At 72.2% G+C, this 18,682-nt stretch carries 11 protein-coding genes; 6 read left to right on the top strand and 5 right to left on the bottom strand.

Going from position 1 to position 18,682, the window contains the following annotated elements:
• Positions 1-2: 2 nt before the first annotated feature.
• The 3 genes from mmsB to chvE form a co-directional block, all read right to left on the bottom strand.
• Positions 3-1,253 (bottom strand): multiple monosaccharide ABC transporter permease, encoded by a 1,251-nt coding sequence (gene mmsB / locus ACFPL3_RS05675; RefSeq protein WP_343940462.1) that lies wholly within the window; start codon positions 1,251-1,253, stop codon positions 3-5.
• The gene (gene mmsA / locus ACFPL3_RS05670; RefSeq protein WP_343940461.1) at positions 1,250-2,788 is read right to left on the bottom strand and encodes a multiple monosaccharide ABC transporter ATP-binding protein; all 1,539 of its coding nucleotides are present in this window, start codon (positions 2,786-2,788) and stop codon (positions 1,250-1,252) included. The genes mmsB and mmsA overlap by 4 nt, the downstream gene beginning before the upstream one ends.
• A 91-nt stretch (positions 2,789-2,879) precedes the next feature.
• Positions 2,880-4,004: a multiple monosaccharide ABC transporter substrate-binding protein gene (gene chvE / locus ACFPL3_RS05665; protein WP_343940468.1), complete on the bottom strand. Its 1,125-nt coding sequence runs from the start codon at positions 4,002-4,004 to the stop codon at positions 2,880-2,882.
• Between the two features lie 284 nt (positions 4,005-4,288).
• Between chvE and ACFPL3_RS05660 the strand changes: the two genes are divergently transcribed.
• A complete protein-coding gene (locus tag ACFPL3_RS05660; RefSeq protein ID WP_379588461.1) occupies positions 4,289-6,892 on the top strand; it encodes an ATP-binding protein in 2,604 nt (867 codons plus the stop codon).
• A 75-nt stretch (positions 6,893-6,967) separates the two neighbouring features.
• Positions 6,968-8,017, top strand: a complete 1,050-nt coding sequence (locus ACFPL3_RS05655) for a class I SAM-dependent methyltransferase (RefSeq protein ID WP_343946993.1) — start codon at positions 6,968-6,970, stop codon at positions 8,015-8,017.
• Positions 8,018-8,089: 72 nt separating this feature from the next.
• Here the strand turns inward: ACFPL3_RS05655 and ACFPL3_RS05650 are convergent, their stop codons facing one another.
• On the bottom strand, positions 8,090-9,544 hold the full coding sequence (locus ACFPL3_RS05650; RefSeq protein WP_343946994.1) for a glutamate synthase subunit beta: 1,455 nt from the start codon (positions 9,542-9,544) through the stop codon (positions 8,090-8,092).
• 48 nt (positions 9,545-9,592) lie between these two features.
• Positions 9,593-14,149, bottom strand: a complete 4,557-nt coding sequence (gene gltB, locus ACFPL3_RS05645) for a glutamate synthase large subunit (protein WP_343946995.1) — start codon at positions 14,147-14,149, stop codon at positions 9,593-9,595.
• Positions 14,150-14,800: 651 nt separating this feature from the next.
• Between gltB and ACFPL3_RS05640 the strand changes: the two genes are divergently transcribed.
• From ACFPL3_RS05640 to ACFPL3_RS05625, 4 genes are all read left to right on the top strand, one after another.
• Positions 14,801-15,463: a (2Fe-2S)-binding protein gene (locus ACFPL3_RS05640; RefSeq protein WP_379588460.1), complete on the top strand. Its 663-nt coding sequence runs from the start codon at positions 14,801-14,803 to the stop codon at positions 15,461-15,463.
• A 193-nt stretch (positions 15,464-15,656) separates the two neighbouring features.
• On the top strand, positions 15,657-17,144 hold the full coding sequence (gene tig / locus ACFPL3_RS05635; protein WP_343943880.1) for a trigger factor: 1,488 nt from the start codon (positions 15,657-15,659) through the stop codon (positions 17,142-17,144).
• A 168-nt stretch (positions 17,145-17,312) separates the two neighbouring features.
• Complete coding sequence (locus ACFPL3_RS05630) at positions 17,313-17,921, top strand: ClpP family protease (RefSeq protein WP_343943881.1); 609 nt, start codon at positions 17,313-17,315, stop codon at positions 17,919-17,921.
• 73 nt (positions 17,922-17,994) lie between these two features.
• Positions 17,995-18,648 carry an ATP-dependent Clp protease proteolytic subunit gene (locus ACFPL3_RS05625; protein WP_343943882.1) on the top strand — a complete coding sequence of 218 codons (654 nt, stop codon included), beginning with the start codon at positions 17,995-17,997 and terminating at the stop codon, positions 18,646-18,648.
• Positions 18,649-18,682 lie beyond the last annotated feature (34 nt).

The following is an 18,682-nucleotide window of genomic DNA, read 5'->3' as shown; positions in this document are numbered from 1 at the left end:
CGTCAGCGCGAGGCGCCCGCCCGGCGCTTGTTGTAGATGTCGAACGCGACGGCCACCAGCAGCACGAGCCCCTTGACCACGGACTGGATCGACTGGTCGATGCCCATGAGCTGCATGCCGTTGCTCATGACGGCCATGATCAGTCCGCCGACCATCGCCCCCACCACCGTGCCGACGCCACCGGTGACGGCCGCGCCGCCGATGAACGCCGCCGCGATGGCGTCGAGCTCGAACATGTTGCCCGCTGCGGGCTGCGCGCCGTTGATGCGGGACGAGTAGATGATCCCGGCGACGGCCGAGAGCAGCCCCATGTTGACGAAGATCCAGAAGTTGACCGTGCGGACCTTGACGCCGGACAGCATCGCCGCGGACAGGTTGCCGCCGATGGCGTAGACCTGCCGCCCGAAGACGGTGCGCCGCGTGATCACGCCGTAGGCCATGACCAGCACGGCCAGGATGATCAGCACCACCGGCAGGCCGCGGGCATGCGCGAGCTGCCACGCGAAGTACATGACGACGAGCCCGACGAGCACGACCCGGGCCACGAACAGCGGGAACGACTCGACCGGCTGCTGGTAGGTGATGCGGGCGATCCGGGTGCGGAACCCGCTCACCCCGTAGCCCACCACCGCGATCGCACCGATGAGCAGCGTGAACGCGTCGAAGCCGTCGCCGCCGAGCAGGCCGTTGAGGAAGCCGTTGGCCACCAGCTGGTACTCGGCGGGGAACGGCGAGAGCGAGATGTTGTCGAGCACCCGCAGCGTGAGGCCGCGGAAGAGCAGCATGCCGGCGAGCGTCACGATGAACGCGGGGATGCCGACGTAGGCCACCCAGAAGCCGTGCCAGGCCCCGACCACGAGGCCGACGGCGAGCGCGGCGACGATCCCGACCCACCAGGGCATGCCCTGCTGGATCACCATCACGGCCGACACGGCGCCCGTGAGCGCCACCACCGACCCGACCGACAGGTCGATGTGCCCGGCGATGATCACGATGACCATGCCGATCGCCAGCACGAGGATGTACGAGTACTGGAGGACGATGTTCGTGATGTTGATGGGGGACAGCAGCACCCCGTCGGTGAGGATCGCGAACAGCGCCACGATCGCCACGAACGCCACGTAGATGCCGCTCTGGCGCAGGTTGCGGGTGAGCAGCGCGCGGATGTCGCTGGTGCCCGTGTGCAGCGCGGCCGCCGTGGTGGCGCCCTCGGCGGCCTTCTCCGCGGAGGGCGCGGGGCCGGTGGTGGTCATGCTGCGGACTCCCTCTCCTGGGTCATGAGCGCCATCAGCCCCTCCTGGGTGGCCTCGCCCACCGGGACCTCACCGGTGATCCGGCCGGCGGACAGCGTGTAGATGCGGTCGCAGATGCCCAGCAGCTCCGGGAGCTCGGACGAGATCACCAGCACCGCCTTCCCGGCCGCGACCAGCCGGTTGATGATCGTGTAGATCTCGTACTTCGCGCCGACGTCGATGCCGCGGGTCGGCTCGTCCAGTATGAGGACGTCCGGGTCGGTGAAAAGCCACTTCGACAGCACGACCTTCTGCTGGTTGCCGCCGGAGAGCTTGCCGACCACGCTCATGACGCTCGGCGCCTTGATGTTCAGGTTGCGCCTGCTCTCCTCGGCCACGCGGGTCTCCTCGTTGCCGTTGACCCACCCGCGCCGCGAGAGCTTGTGCAGGCCGGCCGCCGAGACGTTGCGCCGGATGTCCTCGATGAGGTTGAGCCCGTAGCGCTTGCGGTCCTCGGTGGCGTAGGCGATCCCGTTCTCGATCGCCTCCGCCACGGTGCGCGTGCGCACCTCCTTGCCGTGCATGAACACCTTGCCGGTGATGTTGCGCCCGTAGGACCGGCCGAAGATGCTCATCGCGAGCTCCGTGCGCCCCGCGCCCATGAGCCCCGCGATGCCCACCACCTCGCCCGCCCGCACCGTGAAGGCGGCGTCGTCGACGACCTTGCGGTCCTGGCTGGGGTGCCACACCGTCCACCCCTCGACGCGCAGCACCTCCTCGCCGGGCGACGACTCGCGGTCGGGGTAGAAGCTGGCCAGGTCGCGCCCGACCATGCCGCGGATGATCCGCGCCTGCGAGGCGTCGGGGTCGCCCATGTCCATGGTCTCCACGGTGCGGCCGTCGCGGATCACGGTGGTGCGGTCGGCGATGCTGACGATCTCGTTCAGCTTGTGCGAGATCATGATGCAGGTGATGCCGCGGTCGCGCAGCAGCCGCAGCAGGTCGAGCAGGTGCGCCGAATCGGTGTCGTTCAGCGCGGCGGTGGGCTCGTCCAGGATCAGCAGCCGGACGTCCTTCGACAGCGCCTTCGCGATCTCCACGAGCTGCTGCTTGCCGACGCCGAGCTGCCCGACCGGCGTGACCGGGTTCTCGGCCAGGCCGACCTCCTGCAGGAGGCGCCCCGCCTCGGCGTTGGCGCGGTTCCAGTCGATGAGCCCGCCGCGGCCCCGGCGCTCGTTGCCGAGGAAGATGTTCTCGGCGATCGACAGGTACGGCACCAGCGCCAGCTCCTGGTGGATGATCACGATGCCGACGTGCTCGCTGTCGCGGATGCCGGAGAACCGCACGGGCTCCCCGTCGAACACGATCTCGCCGTCGTAGTCACCGGTCGGGTGCACGCCGGAGAGCACCTTCATCAGGGTCGACTTGCCGGCCCCGTTCTCGCCGCAGATGGCGTGGATCTCGCCGCGGCGCACCTCGAGGTTGACGTCCGCCAGTGCGGTGACACCCGGGAACGTCTTGGTGATGCCGCGCATCTCGAGGATGTGGTCGTCCATGGGCCTCGCCTCGGGGGTGGGGGAGTGGCCGAGCGCCGGCCGGCCCGGCGAAGGGTCACGGGCCGGCCGGCGCTCAGGTCTCTGGTGGTGGCTAACCCGCCTGACCGCTGGCGACCTCCTCGGCCGTCCAGTAACCGGTGTCGACGAGCGCGGACTGGATGTTGTCCGCGTAGACGGTCTCGATGGGCAGCAGGTAGGACGGCACGACCTTCACGCCGTTGTCGTAGGTCGTGGTGTCGTTGGCCTCCGGCTGGGTGCCGCCGAGGAAGGCCTGCGCGGCCGTCACGGCCTGCGCGGCCAGCTTGCGGGTGTCCTTGAAGATCGTGGAGTTCTGCACGCCGTCGGCGATGAGCTTGACCGAGGCGATCTCCGCGTCCTGCCCCGTGACGACCGGGATCGGGTTGTCGGCGGTGCCGTAGCCGGCGTTCTGCAGCGCGGTGATGATGCCGCGCGACAGGCCGTCGTACGGGGAGAGGACGCCGTCCACCCGGGAGCCGTCGTTGTAGCTGGAGGTGAGCAGGTCCTCCATGCGCTTCTGGGCGGTCTCCTGCTGCCAGCGCAGGATGGCGACCTGCTCGATGTCGGTCTGGCCGCTCTTGACCACCAGCTTGCCCGAGTCGATGTGCGGCTGGAGCACCGACATGGCGCCGTCGAAGAAGAAGCCCGTGTTGTTGTCGTCGAGCGACCCGGCGAAGAGCTCGATGTTGAACGGGCCGGTGGCGCTGCCCGGCGACCCGTCGCGGTTCAGGATGCCGAGCCCGGTCAGCAGCGCGTTGCCCTGCTCGACGCCGACCTGGCGGTTGTCGAAGGTGACGTAGAAGTCGACGTTCTCGCTGCCGCGGATGAGGCGGTCGTAGGCGATGACGGGGATGTTCGCGCTCGCGGCAGCCTGGAGCTGGCTCGACAGCGCGGTGCCGTCGATCGCGGCGATGATCAGCAGATCGGCCCCCCGCGTGATCATCTGGTCGACCTGCTGCGACTGCGTGGGGATGTCGTCGCCCGCGTACTGCAGGTCCACCTGGTAACCCGCGGCCTCGAGCTGTTCCTTCACCGAGTTGCCGTCGGCGATCCAGCGTTCCGAGGTCTGGGTGGGCATGGCGACCCCGACGAGCAGGTCCTGCGCCTCTGCTCCGGCACCGGCGCCACCGCCTCCGCCGGCGCCCTCGCCGGCACAGGCCGCGAGCACGAGCGCCAACGCGGCGCCCGCAGCGGCCATTCCGAGCTTCCTGTGCACGTCTCCTCCTCGAGATGCCGTCCCGCGGTCGGCGGGCGACCCAATGTGAGCGCTAACAGGTATCAGCGTCAACCCCTCGGCCCCACGTGGCCGTCACTATCCGATAACGCGCGCGCAACGGGGCCACCGCCGCCGCCCACATGTACGAACGGCACCCCCGTTCGATAGAGCGGTACAGAGGTGCCGTTGGTACGAAATGACGGTTCCGGGGAGCGCCGGGTCCGGTACCGTGCTCGACCCGGAACGGGTAGCCGGAGAGGCCGACGATGGGCGCGGATCCCTCGCTCGTGGGCCGGGACACCGAACTGGCCACGCTCACCGCACTGATCGAGCGCCATCGGCTGGTCACCGTCACCGGGGTCGGCGGCGTGGGCAAGACACGGCTCGCACTGGCCGTGGCGCGGCGGGTCCCGGGCGCCGCGATCTGCCTGCTGGCCCGGCGGGCCCGCCCCGACCAGGTCCCGGCCGCCCTCGCCGAGTCGCTCGGGTACCCGTCCTGGGACACCGCGCTGGCCGCGCTCGCCGACCGGTCGGTGCTGCTCGTGCTGGACAACTGCGAGCACCTCCTCGACGCCGCGGCCGACGCCGTCGAGCTGCTCCTCGCCACCGCGCCGGGGGTGTCGGTGCTGGCCACGAGCCGCGAGCCGCTGGCGGTGCCGGACGAGCACGTGCTGCGGCTGCAACCGCTCGCGGTCGACGACGGCGACGGCCACGCGGCACCGGCCGTCCAGCTGTTCCTGGCCCGGGCCGCGGCCGCCGGGGCCGCCGTCGACCTCGACGGCGACGGCGCACCGGCCGTGGTCGAGCTGTGCCGCCGCCTCGACGGGCTGCCGCTGGCCATCGAGCTGGCCGCGGCCCGCACCCCGACGCTCGCGCCCGCGGAGATCCTCGCGCACCTCGCCCGCAGGCTCGACCTGCTCGTCGGGCACCGCCGCGCCCCGGCCCGCCACCGCAGCCTCGAGGCCGTGGTCGACTGGTCCTACGAGCGGCTCGAACCGGACACCGCCCGCTTCTTCGCGCGGCTCGGGGTGGCCGAGGGGCGGTTCACCGCGGAGGCGGCCCACGTCGTGGCCGGTGAACCGGGGGAGGACCTGCTCGCCGTGATCGGCCACCTCGAACGGCTCGTGGCCCGTTCCCTGGTGCAGGTGCACCGCCGCGGAGGGCGCACCTGGTACTCGTTGCTGGAGACGATCCGGGCCTACGCGCGGGCCAAGCTCGAGGCGAGCGGCGAGTTCGACGCCGTCACCACGCGCTGCGTGGACTGGACGGTGGCGCAGTGCCGCGAGATCACGGCCACGTCGTGGCGGTCCTGGTCGGCCGAGCTCGCGGCCACCGCCGACGTGCTGCGCCACGACGCGTACGACGCCCTGGGGTGCGTGCTCGAGCACGACGAGCACCCCGACCGGGCCTTCGCCGTCTACGGGCTGCTGTGGGGCACCGACGTGCACCACGGACGGGCGGCACCGGTGGCGGAGTGGGGCGATCGGCTGCTCGCGCGGTGGCCGGATCCCGGGGAGCCGGGCTGGGCGCAGGCGGCGGGCATCGCCGCCACCGCCCACGTCGTGGCCGGGGACCGCGAGCGCGGCCTCGTGCTGGCCCGGGCCGCTCTGGACGCCGCAGACGGGGAGCCGCCCGCGCTCGTCGCCCATCGGGCCCTGCTGCTGGCGAGCCTCGCGGAGGGCGAGGGCGACGCCGCGCTCCGCCACGCCGACGACGCGCTCGCGCACGCACGGGACCTGGGGCCGTGGCGCACCGAGCTGGAGAGCCTGCGGGCGGTCGCGCTCGCGGCCGCGGGGCGGGACGCGGAGGCGGTGGCCGTCGCGCGCGCCGCGCACGTCGACGGGGCGGCGCTCGAGGGCACCGTGCTCGCCGCGTGGTGCGCGCTCGTCCACGGCCACGTGCTCGCCCTGTGCGACCCGGAGGCGGCCCGGCCGGTGCTCGCCGAGGTGGTGGCGCGGTCCGAGGCCGCCGAGTACCCGCTCGGGCGCGGGCTCGCCCACCGCGCGTTCGGCGTGCTGGACCTGCTCGCCGGCCGTCCCGAGCCCGCGGCCCGGTCGTTGCTCGCCGCGCTGGAGGACTTCGTGCGCCTCGGCGACGCGCACGTGCGCACGACGCTGCGCTGCGTCGCGGCGCTGGCGACGGTGGCCGGGCGCGGTGCGGACGCCGCCGGGCTCGGCGCCGCGGTGCCCCTCCCCGGCGCCGACCTGAGCGACCTGCTCACCCGTGCCACGCTCGACCGGAGCCTCGCCCCGCCGGTCGATCCCGGCCCCGTCCTTCCGCTGCCGGCCGCGCTCGCCCGCGCCCGCGAGGTGCTCGCGGCGGTGGCAAGCGGCGACGGGCCGCAACCCGCGACGTTCCGGCTCGAGGGCGCGGTGTGGACCCTCGCGTTCGACGGCACCACCGTCCGGCTGCCCGACGCGAAGGGGTTCCGCGACCTGGCCACGTTGCTCGCGCACCCCGGCCGCGAGTTCCACTGCGCCGAGCTCATGGGGGTGGCGGTCGACGTCCCCGACACCGGCCCCACCGTCGACGGGCACGCGCTGCGGGCCTACGAGGAGCGGATCGTGCAGCTGCAGGCCGACCTGGCCGAGGCCGAGGACAACCACGATCGCGAGGCCGCCGACCGGGCCCGCCTGGAGATGGACCTGCTGGTCGACCACCTCGCCGCCGCCACCGGGCTGGGCGGTCGCCCCCGGCGCGGCGGCAGCAGCAACGAGCGGGCCCGCGCCGCCGTCCGGTGGCGGATCCGGGCGGCGATCGACCGCATCGCGGCCGTGCACCCGGCACTGGGCCGTCACCTCGCGGACGCGGTGCGGACGGGCACGTGGTGCTGCTACCGGCCGGAGCGGCAGGTGACGTGGCGCCTGTGAGGTCCGACCTTCCCGGTGCAAGGCCCCGCCTTCCGCCTCCACGAGCAGGAGTACCCCACCGACGAAGGAGCGACCATGCCCCAGACCCTGGACGAGCGCCTCCTCGAGGCCACCACCGGCACGCTCGAGCTCTTCGGCGTGTACCTCGGCACGCGGCTCGGGCTGTACCGGACGCTGGCCGAGCGCGGGCGGCTCACCGCGCCCGAGCTCGCCGACGCCGCAGGCATCCACCCCCGCTACGCGCGGGAGTGGCTGGAACAGCAGGCCGTGGCGGGCTTCCTCGCCGTCGACGACCCGGCCCGCCCCGCCGACGCCCGGCGTTACCGGCTGCCTGCCGACCACGCCGGCGTGCTCGTCGACCCGGACGACCCGGCGCACGTGGCCCCGTTCGCCGACATGCTCGTCGGTATCGCGCGCGTGCTCGACGAGGTCGTCGAGGCCTACCGCGACGGCTCGGGCGTGCCCTACGCCCACTACGGTGCCGCCTTCCGCGTCGGCCAGGGCAGCATCAACCGGCCCGCGTTCCTCACCGATCTGACGGGCAGCTGGCTGCCCGCCGCACCGGACGTCCACGCCCGGCTCTCCCGCGAGGGCGCCCGGATCGCCGACGTCGGCTGCGGCCACGGCTGGTCGACGGTGGCGCTGGCCCGCGCCTACCCGGGGGCCGAGGTGATCGGCTACGACGCGGACGCGCCCTCGGTGGAGGAGGCGCGTGGGCACGCCGAGGGCACCTCGGCGCGCTTCGTGCACGGCGACGCCACGGCGCTGCTCGACGACGGGCCGTTCGACGCGGTCCTCGTGCTCGAGGCGCTGCACGACATGGCCCGGCCGGTGGAGGTGCTCGCCGCCTGCCGCAAGGCGCTCGCGCCCGGGGCCGCGATGATCGTCGTCGACGAGAAGGTGGCGCCGCGGTTCACCGCGCCCGGCGACGTGCTCGAGCGGCTCATGTACGGCTGGAGCATCATCCACTGCCTGCCCGCGGCGCTCGCCGAGCAGCCCTCGGCCGCGCTGGGCACGGTGCTGCGGGAGGACACGCTGCGCGAGCTGGCCACCGCTGCCGGGTTCACCTCGGTGGCGGCCCTCGACGTCGACGCGGGCTTCTTCCGCGTGTACGTGCTGTCCTGACCCCAGGCCCCGACGTACGAACGGCACCCCCGTACCGCTCTATCGGACGGGGGTGCCGTTCGTACGTTCGGATCAGGTGATGGGGCGGTCCGTGGGCGCGATCGGGCGGGGCAGGACATCGCGCCCCGTCAGGTAGGCGTCGACGCCGGCCGCGGCGGCGCGGCCCTCGGCGATGGCCCAGACAACCAGGCTCTGGCCCCGGCCCATGTCACCGGCGGAGAACACGCCCTCGACGCTGGTCATGTAGTCGGCGTCGCGCGCGACGTTGCCGCGCTGGTCGAGCTCCACGCCGAGGTCGGCGAGCAGCTTGCCCTTCTCCGGGCCGACGAAGCCCATGGCCAGCAGCACGAGCTGCGCGGGCAGCTCCCGCTCGGTGCCCTCGACCGGCTGGAACCGGCCCTCGGCGTCCCGGCGCACCTCGACGATCCGCAGCGCCGCGAGCTTGCCCTCGGCGTCGGCGACGAACTCGGTGGTGTTGACCGAGAACAGCCGCTCGCCGCCCTCCTCGTGGGCCGAGGACACCCGGTAGACCATCGGGTAGGTGGGCCACGGCATGCCCTCGGTGCGCTTCTCGGGCGGCGTGGGCATGATCTCGAGCTGGGTGATCGAGCGGGCACCCTGGCGGTGGGCGGTGCCGAGGCAGTCGGCGCCGGTGTCGCCGCCACCGATGATCACCACGTCCTTGCCCTCCGCGGTGATCGGCGGGGCGTCGATGTCGCCCTGCTGCACGTGGTTGGCCCACGGCAGGTACTCCATCGCCTGGTAGACGCCCTCGACCTCGCGGCCCTTCGCGGGCAGGTCGCGCCACGCGGTGGCCCCACCGGCGAGCACGACGGCGTCGAAGTCCTCCCGCAGCTTCTCGGCGGTGATGTCGGTGCCGACGTCCACCGACGCGCGGAACTGGGTGCCCTCCGCGCGCATCTGCTCCAGCCGCCGGTCGAGCCGGCTCTTCTCCATCTTGAACTCGGGGATGCCGTAGCGCAGCAGGCCGCCGATCCGGTCGGCCCGCTCGTACACCACGACGTCGTGCCCGACGCGGGTGAGCTGCTGGGCCGCGGCGAGCCCGGCGGGCCCGGACCCGACCACGGCCACCTTCTTGCCGGTCTTGGTGGCCGGGAGCTGCGGCGCCACCCAGCCCTCCTCGAACGCGTGGTCGATGATCTGCAGCTCGACCTGCTTGATCGTGACGGCGTCGCTGTTGATCGCGAGCACGCACGCCGCCTCGCACGGGGCGGGGCACAGCGTCCCGGTGAACTCCGGGAAGTTGTTGGTGGCGTGCAGCCGCTCGACCGCCTCGCGCCAGTCGCTCCGGTAGACGAGGTTGTTCCACTCGGGGATGAGGTTGCCCAGCGGGCAGCCCTGGTGGCAGAACGGGATGCCGCAGTCCATGCAGCGGCTGGCCTGCCGCTCCAGGCGCCCGTCCGGGAACTCCTCGTAGACCTCCCGCCAGTCCATCAGCCGCAGCGGCACGGGACGGCGCGTCGGGGTCTCACGGGGGACCTTCAGAAAACCCTTCGGGTCAGCCATGCGCGGCCTCCCCAAGAATGATCACTGCCGCCTCGTCGATGTTTCCGCTCATCCGTGCGCCGCTTCCATGATCGCCTCGTCGATGTCGCGGCCGTCGCGCTCGGCCGCGGCGCGGGCCCGCAGCACCCGCTTGTAGTCCTTGGGCATGACCTTGCCGAACCGCTCGACGGCGTCGTCCCAGTCGGTGAGCAGGGCGCGCGCCACCGTCGAGCCGGTCTCGGCGTGGTGGCGCTCGACGGTGTCGCGCAGGAACGCGCGGTCCTCGTCGTCGAGCGGGTCGATGTCGACCATCTCCCCGTTGACCCGGTGGCGGGGCAGGTCGAGCAGGTACGCGACACCGCCCGACATGCCGGCCGCGAAGTTGCGCCCGATGGGGCCGAGCACCACCACGCGGCCGCCGGTCATGTACTCGCAGCCGTGGTCGCCCACGCCCTCGACCACGGCCAGCGCGCCGGAGTTGCGCACGCAGAACCGCTCGCCGACGACACCCCGGATGAACATCTCCCCGGACGTGGCGCCGTAGCCGATGACGTTGCCCGCGATCACGTTCTCCTCGGCCGCGAACGGGGCCGACGGGTCGGGGCGCAGCGTGAGCCGCCCGCCCGACAGGCCCTTGCCGAAGTAGTCGTTGGTGTCGCCCACCAGGCGCAGGGTGATGCCGCGCGGCACGAACGCGCCGAAGCTCTGGCCGGCCGAGCCGGAGAGCGTGACGTCGATCGTGTCGTCGGGCAGGCCCTCGCCACCCCACCGCCGGGTGAGCTCGTAGCCGAGCATCGTGCCGACGGTGCGGTTGACGTTGCGCACGGGCAGGTCGAGGCGCACCTTGTCGCCGGAGGCCAGCGCGCCCTCCGACAGCTGGATCAGGGTGTTGTCCAGCGCCTTGTCCAGGCCGTGGTCCTGGGGCTTCGTGCGGTGCCGCGGGGTGCCCGGCGGCAGCGGCGGCGTGTGGAAGATCGGCGAGAGGTCGAGACCCTCGGTCTTCCAGTGCCGCACGGCGTCGTCGGTGTCGAGCATCTCGGCGTGCCCGACCGCCTCGGCGATCGAGCGGAACCCGAGCTGCGCGAGGTACTCCCGCACCTCCTGCGCCACGAACCGCATGAAGTTCACGACGTACTCGGGCCGCCCGTCGAACCTCTTGCGCAGCTCCGGGTTCTGGGTGGCGACGCCGACCGGGCAGGTGTCGAGGTGGCAGACCCGCATCATGATGCAGCCCGACACCACGAGCGGTGCGGTGGCGAAGCCGAACTCCTCGGCCCCGAGCAGCGCCGCGATGACGACGTCACGGCCGGTCTTGAGTTGCCCGTCGGCCTGCACGACGATGCGGTCGCGCAGCCCGTTGCGCAGCAGCGTCTGCTGGGTCTCGGCGAGCCCCAGCTCCCACGGCCCGCCCGCGTGCTTGATCGACGACAGCGGCGACGCACCCGTGCCGCCGTCGTGGCCCGAGATGAGCACGACGTCGGAGTAGGCCTTCGCGACGCCGGCCGCGACCGTGCCGACGCCCACCTGGCTGACCAGCTTCACGTGGATGCGGGCCCTCGGGTTGGCGTTCTTGAGGTCGTGGATGAGCTGCTTGATGTCCTCGATCGAGTAGATGTCGTGGTGCGGCGGCGGCGAGATGAGGCCCACGCCCGGCGTGGAGAAGCGGGTCTTCGCGATCCACGGGTAGACCTTGGCGCCGGGCAGCTGCCCGCCCTCGCCCGGCTTGGCGCCCTGCGAGATCTTGATCTGCAGGTCGTCGGCGTTCACCAGGTACTCGCTGGTGACGCCGAACCGGCCGGACGCCACCTGCTTGATGGCGCTGCGGCGCGAGTCGCCGTTCGGGTCGACGGTGAAGCGGTCGGCGTCCTCACCGCCCTCGCCGGTGTTCGACTTGCCGCCGAGGCGGTTCATCGCGATCGCGAGCGTCTCGTGCATCTCCTTCGAGATGGACCCGTAGGAGATGGCGCCCGTGGCGAACCGCTTCACGATGTCGTCGACCGACTCGACCTCGTCGATCGGCACCGGCGGGCGCACCCCTTCCTTGAACCGGAAGAGGCCGCGCAGCGTCATGAGCCGGCCCGCCTGGTCGTCGACGGCGCGCGTGTACTCCTTGAACACCTCGTAGCGGCCCTGCCGCGTGGAGTGCTGCAGCTTGAACACCGTCTGCGGGTTGAACAGGTGCAGCTCGCCCTCGCGCCGCCACTGGTACTCGCCGCCCACCCCGAGCGTGCGGTGGTTCGGGCGCACGTCGTCGGCCGGGAACGCGCGGCGGTGCTGGATCAGCACCTCCTCGGCGAGCTGGTCGAACCCGACGCCGCCCAGGCGGGACGTGGTGCCCGCGAAACAGGACTCGATGACCTCGGGGCCGAGCCCGATCGCCTCGAAGATCTGCGCGCCCGTGTACGAGGCCACGGTGGAGACGCCGATCTTCGACATCGTCTTGCGGACGCCCTTGCCGAGCGCCTTGACGAGGTTGGTGGCGGCCTGCTCGGCGGTGACGCCGGGGATGTCGCCGCGCATCGCGAGGTCCTCGACGGTGGCCATCGCCAGGTACGGGTTCACCGCGGCGGCGCCGTAGCCCAGCAGCAGCGCGATGTGGTGCACCTCGCGCGCGTCACCCGCCTCGACGATGAGCCCCACGCGGCTGCGGGTCTTCTCCCGCACCAGGTGGTGGTGCACGGCGCCGGTGAGCAGCAGCGACGGGATCGGGGCGAAGTCCTTGGTGACCCCGCGGTTGGACAGCACGATCAGCCGCGCGCCGTCCTCGATGGCCTCGGAGACCTCGGTGCAGATCTCCTTCAACCTGCGCTCGAGCCCCGCGCCGCCCTCGGCGGCCTTGAACACGCCCTTGGCGGTGACGCAGGCGAAGCCGGGCAGCTCACCGTCGTCGTTGATGTGGATGATCTTGGCGAGGTCGTCGTTGCCGAGCACCGGGAACGGCACGACCACCGTGCGGCAGTTGGCCGGCGTGGCGTCGAGCAGGTTCTGCTCGGGACCGAGCAGGCTCTGCAACGACGTGACCAGCTCCTCCCGGATCGCGTCCAGCGGCGGGTTCGTGACCTGCGCGAACAGCTGGGTGAAGTAGTCGAAGATCTGCCGCGGCCGCGACGAGAACGGTGCGAGCGGCGCGTCGTTGCCCATGGAGCCGATCGGCTCGGCACCGGAGGCCGCCATCGGCTTGAGCAGGACGTTCAGCTCCTCCTCGGTGTAGCCGAACGACTGCTGCCGGTGGGTGATGGCCGCGTGGTCGTAGATCTCGCGCTCGCGCGGCGGCAGCTCCTCCAGGTGGATCAACCCGGCGTGCAGCCACTCGGCGTACGGGTGCTCGGCCGCGAGCGCGCCCTTGATCTCGGCGTCGTCGAGGATGCGGCCCTCGGACGTGTCGACGAGGAACATCCGGCCCGGCTCGAGGCGGCCCTTGCGCACCACGGCCGAGGGCTCGACGTCGAGCACGCCCACCTCGGACGCGAGCACGACCGTGCCGTCGTCGGTGACCCAGTACCGCGCGGGGCGCAGGCCGTTGCGGTCGAGCACCGCGCCGATCTGGGTGCCGTCGGTGAACGCCACCAGCGCAGGCCCGTCCCACGGCTCCATCAGCGTGGAGTGGAACTCGTAGAAGGCCTTGCGGGCCGGGTCCATCTCGTCGTGGTTCTCCCACGCCTCCGGGATCATCATCAGGACGGCGTGGGGCAGGCTGCGCCCGCCCAGGTGCAGCAGCTCCAGCACCTCGTCGAAGGTGGCCGAGTCGCTGGCGTCCGGGGTGACGATCGGGGAGAGGCGCGCGAGGTCGCCCGGGATGAGGTCGGACTCCAGCAGCGCCTCGCGGGCGGCCATCCAGTTGCGGTTGCCCCGCAGCGTGTTGATCTCGCCGTTGTGGGCCACGTACCGGTACGGGTGGGCCAGCGGCCAGGCGGGGAACGTGTTGGTGGAGAACCGGGAGTGCACCACCGCGAGCGCGCTGGTGACGCGCTCGTCGGCCAGGTCCGGGTAGAACGCCTCGACCTGGGGCTCCGCGAGCATGCCCTTGTAGACGATCGTGCGCGGCGACAGGCTCGGGAAGTACACGCCGGTGGCGTGCTCGGCGCGCTTGCGCAGGCAGAACGTGCGCCGCTCCAGCTCGATGCCGGTCTCGCCGGCCAGGCCCGCCACGAACAGCTGGCGGAAGCTCGGCATCGCCTCGCGCGCCATCGGCCCGAGGTCGGCGGCGTCCGGGGCGACCGGCAGCTCGCGCCAGCCCAGCACCTGCAGGCCTTCCTCGGCGGCCAGCTTCTCGATCTCGGCCACGGCGACGTCGGCGTCGGCCCGCGCGGCGGGCAGGAACGCCGTGCCGACGGCGTAGCCACCCTCTGCGGGCAGCGGGAATCCCACGACGGCCCGGAAGAACTCGTCGGGCACCTGGATCAGGATGCCCGCTCCGTCCCCGGTGTTGGCCTCCGCGCCGCGGGCACCGCGGTGCTCCATGCGCAGCAGCGCGGTGAGCGCCTTCCGGACGATTCCGTGGCCGCGACGGCCCGCGAGATCGGCGACGAAGGCGACGCCACAGGCGTCGTGCTCGAACTCCGGGTCGTAGAGCCCGACGCTTGTCTGAGGGGTGTGCGCGCTGCGAAGCGAGCGCGCAGCCCTCAGTGGAGTCGCAGACGAGGTACCCGCTGAGATCGCAGCCAAGAGTGCCTCCCGTTGTGTCGTCTCGGTGCACCCCGACACCAGCATCGGGACGACGGTGTGACGAGTGGTGGATGGACGTGCTCGAAATGGAGTATCGGTCGCGCCTGCCCCCTCCGCCGGGCCTGGCGCATCTCGTGCGTGCCGCGCAGCACCGTGCGTCCGGACGTTTGTGGGCCTCGGACACCGGCACGACGGCCGGGCGCCCACGGTTTGGCGTCGGCCGGTTCCCGTGTCCGGCGCCGCAGGCCCGCTGCGTATCGCGGATCCAGATCCCCTGCGGAGCCGGCTGCGGACTTCCGGCGCCTCAGGGGGGAGCTGGGCCGTCGACGTACGTTGTGGTCCTCCGGTGCTGGACACGTGGCACAGGTGCGAGCGCGCACGCGTCAGCGGGTGCGGTTTCGCCGGGACAATGTCGCACGTGCACGCGGCGATTCGCCAGTGAGAGCTGCAGTGACCACAGTGACCGCTCTCGAACGCGCGAGATCAGCCGTACTCCCTGTAATGTGTACGGCCGGTTTCGTGAGTGTGACCGGAACGTCGGGGTTCTGCCCCCACCACCCTACCCGCCCGTGAGCGCGCGAGCGCGTCACGTGATCGGGGCACACTCCACGGGTGGACGCCCGCGAGCTGCTCGCCGACGTGGCCGACCTGGGCCCCTTCTTCGCGCTGGGCACCGGCGAGGCCGAGGCCGGGCCCGCCGACCCCGTGCCGGACCGGGTCGCGCACATCGCCACCGCGCTGGGCTGCACGCAGCGGGTGGCGGCCTCCGTCGCGTTCCAGGGCTTCGCCGCGCACCTCGTCTCGGCGCCGTTCGCGGCCGCCGTCCTGCACGGGACGGTGCCGGATCTCACCCCGGCCTCGGTGTGGTGGGGCCGCTCCGCCGACGGCGGGTGGGTGCCGCGCACCGGCGCCACCGCGCTGCTGCCCGCCGACCGGCTGCCCGGCGTGCTGGAGGAGCTGCTCGCGCCGCTGGTGGCGGCCGTCCGCGCCGAGGCCGCGGTGTCCGGGCGGGTCCTGTGGGGCAACGCGGCGTCCGCGCTCGCCGCCGCCAAGCGCCTGCTCGTGCTGCAGCGCCCCGCCACGGCGGCCCGGGCCGCCACGACCGCGGCCGCGGTGCTCGCGCACGGCGCGTTCGCGGGCACGGGCGAGCTGCTGCCCCCGCGCGACCCCGACCGGGTCTGGACGTTCCGGCGGCGCAGCTGCTGCCTCTACTACCGGGTGCCCGGCAGCGGAGGCCTGTGCGACGACTGCGTGCTGCCCCGGGCACCCGGGTGATCGGCCCGTTCACCGCCGCGGGACGGGGCTCCGGGCGCAGCCGCGGGCCGCCCGGGCAGCGACGGGTCGGACCCGTAGACTCGCGGGAACGGCCGGCCGGGCGCCCCCCGGTGCCCGTGGCCGGGCGCGCCAGCGGGACCGTGTCGCAGGCGGCGCGCCGCACACCCCAGTACAACCGAGGAGTAGTCCCACCGTGAAGAGCACCGTCGAGCGGCTGAGCCCGACGCGAGTCCGCATCAACGTCGAGGTGCCCTTCGACGAGCTGAAGCCGGACTTCGACCGGGCCTACAAGAAGATCGCGCAGCAGGTCCGGGTGCCGGGCTTCCGCCCCGGCAAGGCCCCGGCCCGCATCATCGAGGCCCGTCTCGGCCGCGGCGTGGTGCTCGAGGAGGTCGTCAACGGCGCCGTCCCCGCCAAGTACGGCGAGGCGGTCGACGCCGCCGAGGACGTCAACCCGATCGGCCGCCCCGACATCGAGGTCACCGAGATCGCCGACGGCGACAAGCTGTCCTTCAAGGCCGAGGTCGACGTCCGCCCGGAGATCAAGCTTCCCGACCTCTCGGCGCTCGCCGTCTCCGTCGACGACGTCGAGGTCACCGACGCCGACGTCGAGGAGCAGCTCGACAACCTGCGCGCCCGCTTCGGCACCCTCGTCGGCGTCGACCGCCCGGCGGCCAAGGACGACTTCGTCCTCATCGACCTGTCGGCCACCGTCGACGGCACACCCGTCGAGGACGCCACCACCACCGGCTTCTCCTACCAGGTCGGCCAGGGCGGCCTGATCGACGGCATCGACGAGGCCATCGAGGGCCTGTCCGCCGACGAGGAGGCCACCTTCACCTCCCGGCTGGTGGCGGGCGAGTACGCCGACAAGGACGCCGAGGTCACCGTCAAGGTCACCGCGGTCAAGGAGCGGCAGCTCCCCGAGGCCGACGACGAGTTCGCCCAGCTGGCCAGCGAGTTCGACACCCTCGAGGAGCTCACCGCCGACCTGCGTGAGCGGCTCGGCCGCGTGCGCCGGATGGAGCAGGTCACCCAGGCCCGCGACAAGGTGCTCGAGGCCCTCGTCGCCGCCACCGAGGTGCCGCTGCCGGAGTCCGTGGTGCAGGCCGAGGTCGACTCGGCGCTCCACGACGCCGTGCACCCCTTCGACCACGACGAGGCCAGGTTCGAGGAGTTCCTGGTCTCGCAGGGGCGCACCCGCGAGCAGTTCGACACCGAGACCCGCGAGGCGGCGGAGCAGTCCGTGCGCACCCGGCTGGTGCTCGACGCCCTCGCCGAGCGTGAGAAGACCACCGTGAGCGAGCAGGAGCTCACCGAGCGCATCGTCTTCCAGGCGCAGCAGTACCAGATGCAGCCCGAGGAGTTCGTGCGGCGCATCCAGGAGGCGGGCCAGCTCGGCGCCGTCTACTCGGACGTCCGGCGCAGCAAGGCCCTCATCTCCGCCGTGCGCGCCGCCACCGTCACCGACGAGTCGGGCAACGAGGTCGACATGTCCGAGCTCCTGGGTGACGAGGAGGCGGAGGAGGCCGCGGCCACCGAGTCGGCCACCGAGTCGGCCACCGAGGCCGGCGAGGAGAGCGCCGACGAGGCGGGCGAGGAGTCCGCCGAGGCCACGGGCGAGGGCTCGGACGAGGACACCGGCGCCGAGGACGGCGACAAGGCGCAGGCCTCGTCCTGAGGCGCGCCACGCCCACAGCGAACAACCTGGCCAGACGCGGCGCATGAGAGGTTCGTCCGCGTAGGGTCGCAATCGATGGACACGCGAGCCGAACCAGCAGAAGGCAGGGGTGAAGTGAGGCCAGAGGACATCGGCCCGCGTACGGCGGACCGACCGGTGGGGGCGTCCATGCGGCGGGGTGGAGCGCCCACGTCGATGACGCTGTCCGACTCGGTGTACGAGCGGCTGTTGCAGCAGCGCATCATCGTGCTCGGCCAGCAGGTGGACTCGGAGATCTCCAACCGCATCGCGGCGCAGATGCTCCTGCTCGCGGGCGAGGACCCGGAGTCCGACATCTCCCTGTACATCAACTCGCCCGGCGGTTCCGTGCCGGACGGTATGGCGATCTTCGACACGATGCAGTTCATCCCGTGCGACGTCGCCACCTACGGGATGGGCATGGCTGCCTCGATGGGGCAGTTCCTGCTCTCGGCGGGCACACCCGGCAAGCGGTACGCCCTGCCGCACTGCCAGATCCTGATGCACCAGCCGTCCGCGGGTGTGGGCGGCACCGAGTCCGACATCTCGATCCAGGCGGAGCTGTTCAAGCGCCACAAGCGTGAGATGGCGGAGCTCATCGCCGAGCACACCGGCCAGACGGTGGAGCGCATCATCGCCGACTTCGACCGCGACCGGTGGTTCTCCGCGCAGGAGGCGCTCGAGTACGGCTTCGTCGACCACGTGATCTCCCGCGCCGGGCAGATTCCCGACGCGAACCAGAACGGGAGCAGCCGATGAGCGAGCGCATGCGAGCGAATCAGTGTCACAGCGCCCGCGCGAAGCGCCGGCCGAGCGCCAGCGAGGACGAGCGATGAGCAACATGTGGACGCCGTCGGGGGGTCGCGCTCCCGAGCCGGCGCAGTCCCGGTACGTGCTGCCGTCGTTCGTCGAGCGCACCAGCTACGGGGTCAAGGAGTCCAACCCGTACAACAAGCTCTTCGAGGAGCGCATCATCTTCCTCGGGGTGCAGATCGACGACGCGTCGGCCAACGACGTGATGGCGCAGCTGCTGTGCCTGGAGTCGGCCGACCCGGACCGCGAGATCAGCATGTACATCAACTCGCCGGGCGGGTCGTTCACGTCGCTGATGGCCATCTACGACACGATGCAGTTCATCCGGCCGGACATCCAGACGGTCTGCCTCGGGCAGGCCGCGTCCGCGGCGGCGGTGCTGCTCGCGGCCGGCACGCCGGGGCGCCGCCTCGCCGTGCAGAACGCGCGCGTTCTGATCCACCAGCCCGCCACCGAGGGCTTCTACGGCCAGGTGTCGGACCTGGAGATCCAGGCGGCCGAGATCTCCCGCATGCGCAAGCTGCTGGAGACCACGCTCGCCCACCACACCAACCGCACCCCCGAGCAGGTGCACGACGACATCGAGCGGGACCGGATCCTCACGGCCGAGGAGGCCAAGGAGTACGGGATCGTCGACGAGATCATCCAGAGCCGCAAGCTCTCCGCGGTCTGAGAACTTCACGAGGCGCAGTCGGTGCCGGTCGAAA

This window comes from Pseudonocardia zijingensis, from assembly GCF_042657305.1.
Classification (GTDB): domain Bacteria; phylum Actinomycetota; class Actinomycetes; order Mycobacteriales; family Pseudonocardiaceae; genus Pseudonocardia; species Pseudonocardia zijingensis.
This window is presented reverse-complemented; position numbering and strand designations above follow the sequence as displayed.

Excerpts from the sequence above, each read along its gene's own strand:
- chvE (WP_343940468.1), bottom strand. The coding sequence starts at position 4,004 with ATGGCCGCTGCGGGCGCCGCGTTGGCGCTCGTGCTCGCGGCCTGTGCC.
- mmsA (WP_343940461.1), bottom strand. The coding sequence starts at position 2,788 with ATGGACGACCACATCCTCGAGATGCGCGGCATCACCAAGACGTTCCCG.
- mmsB (WP_343940462.1), bottom strand. The coding sequence starts at position 1,253 with ATGACCACCACCGGCCCCGCGCCCTCCGCGGAGAAGGCCGCCGAGGGC.
- ACFPL3_RS05630 (WP_343943881.1), top strand. The coding sequence starts at position 17,313 with ATGCGGCGGGGTGGAGCGCCCACGTCGATGACGCTGTCCGACTCGGTG.
- ACFPL3_RS05660 (WP_379588461.1), top strand. The coding sequence starts at position 4,289 with ATGGGCGCGGATCCCTCGCTCGTGGGCCGGGACACCGAACTGGCCACG.
- ACFPL3_RS05625 (WP_343943882.1), top strand. The coding sequence starts at position 17,995 with ATGAGCAACATGTGGACGCCGTCGGGGGGTCGCGCTCCCGAGCCGGCG.
- ACFPL3_RS05650 (WP_343946994.1), bottom strand. The coding sequence starts at position 9,544 with ATGGCTGACCCGAAGGGTTTTCTGAAGGTCCCCCGTGAGACCCCGACG.
- ACFPL3_RS05655 (WP_343946993.1), top strand. The coding sequence starts at position 6,968 with ATGCCCCAGACCCTGGACGAGCGCCTCCTCGAGGCCACCACCGGCACG.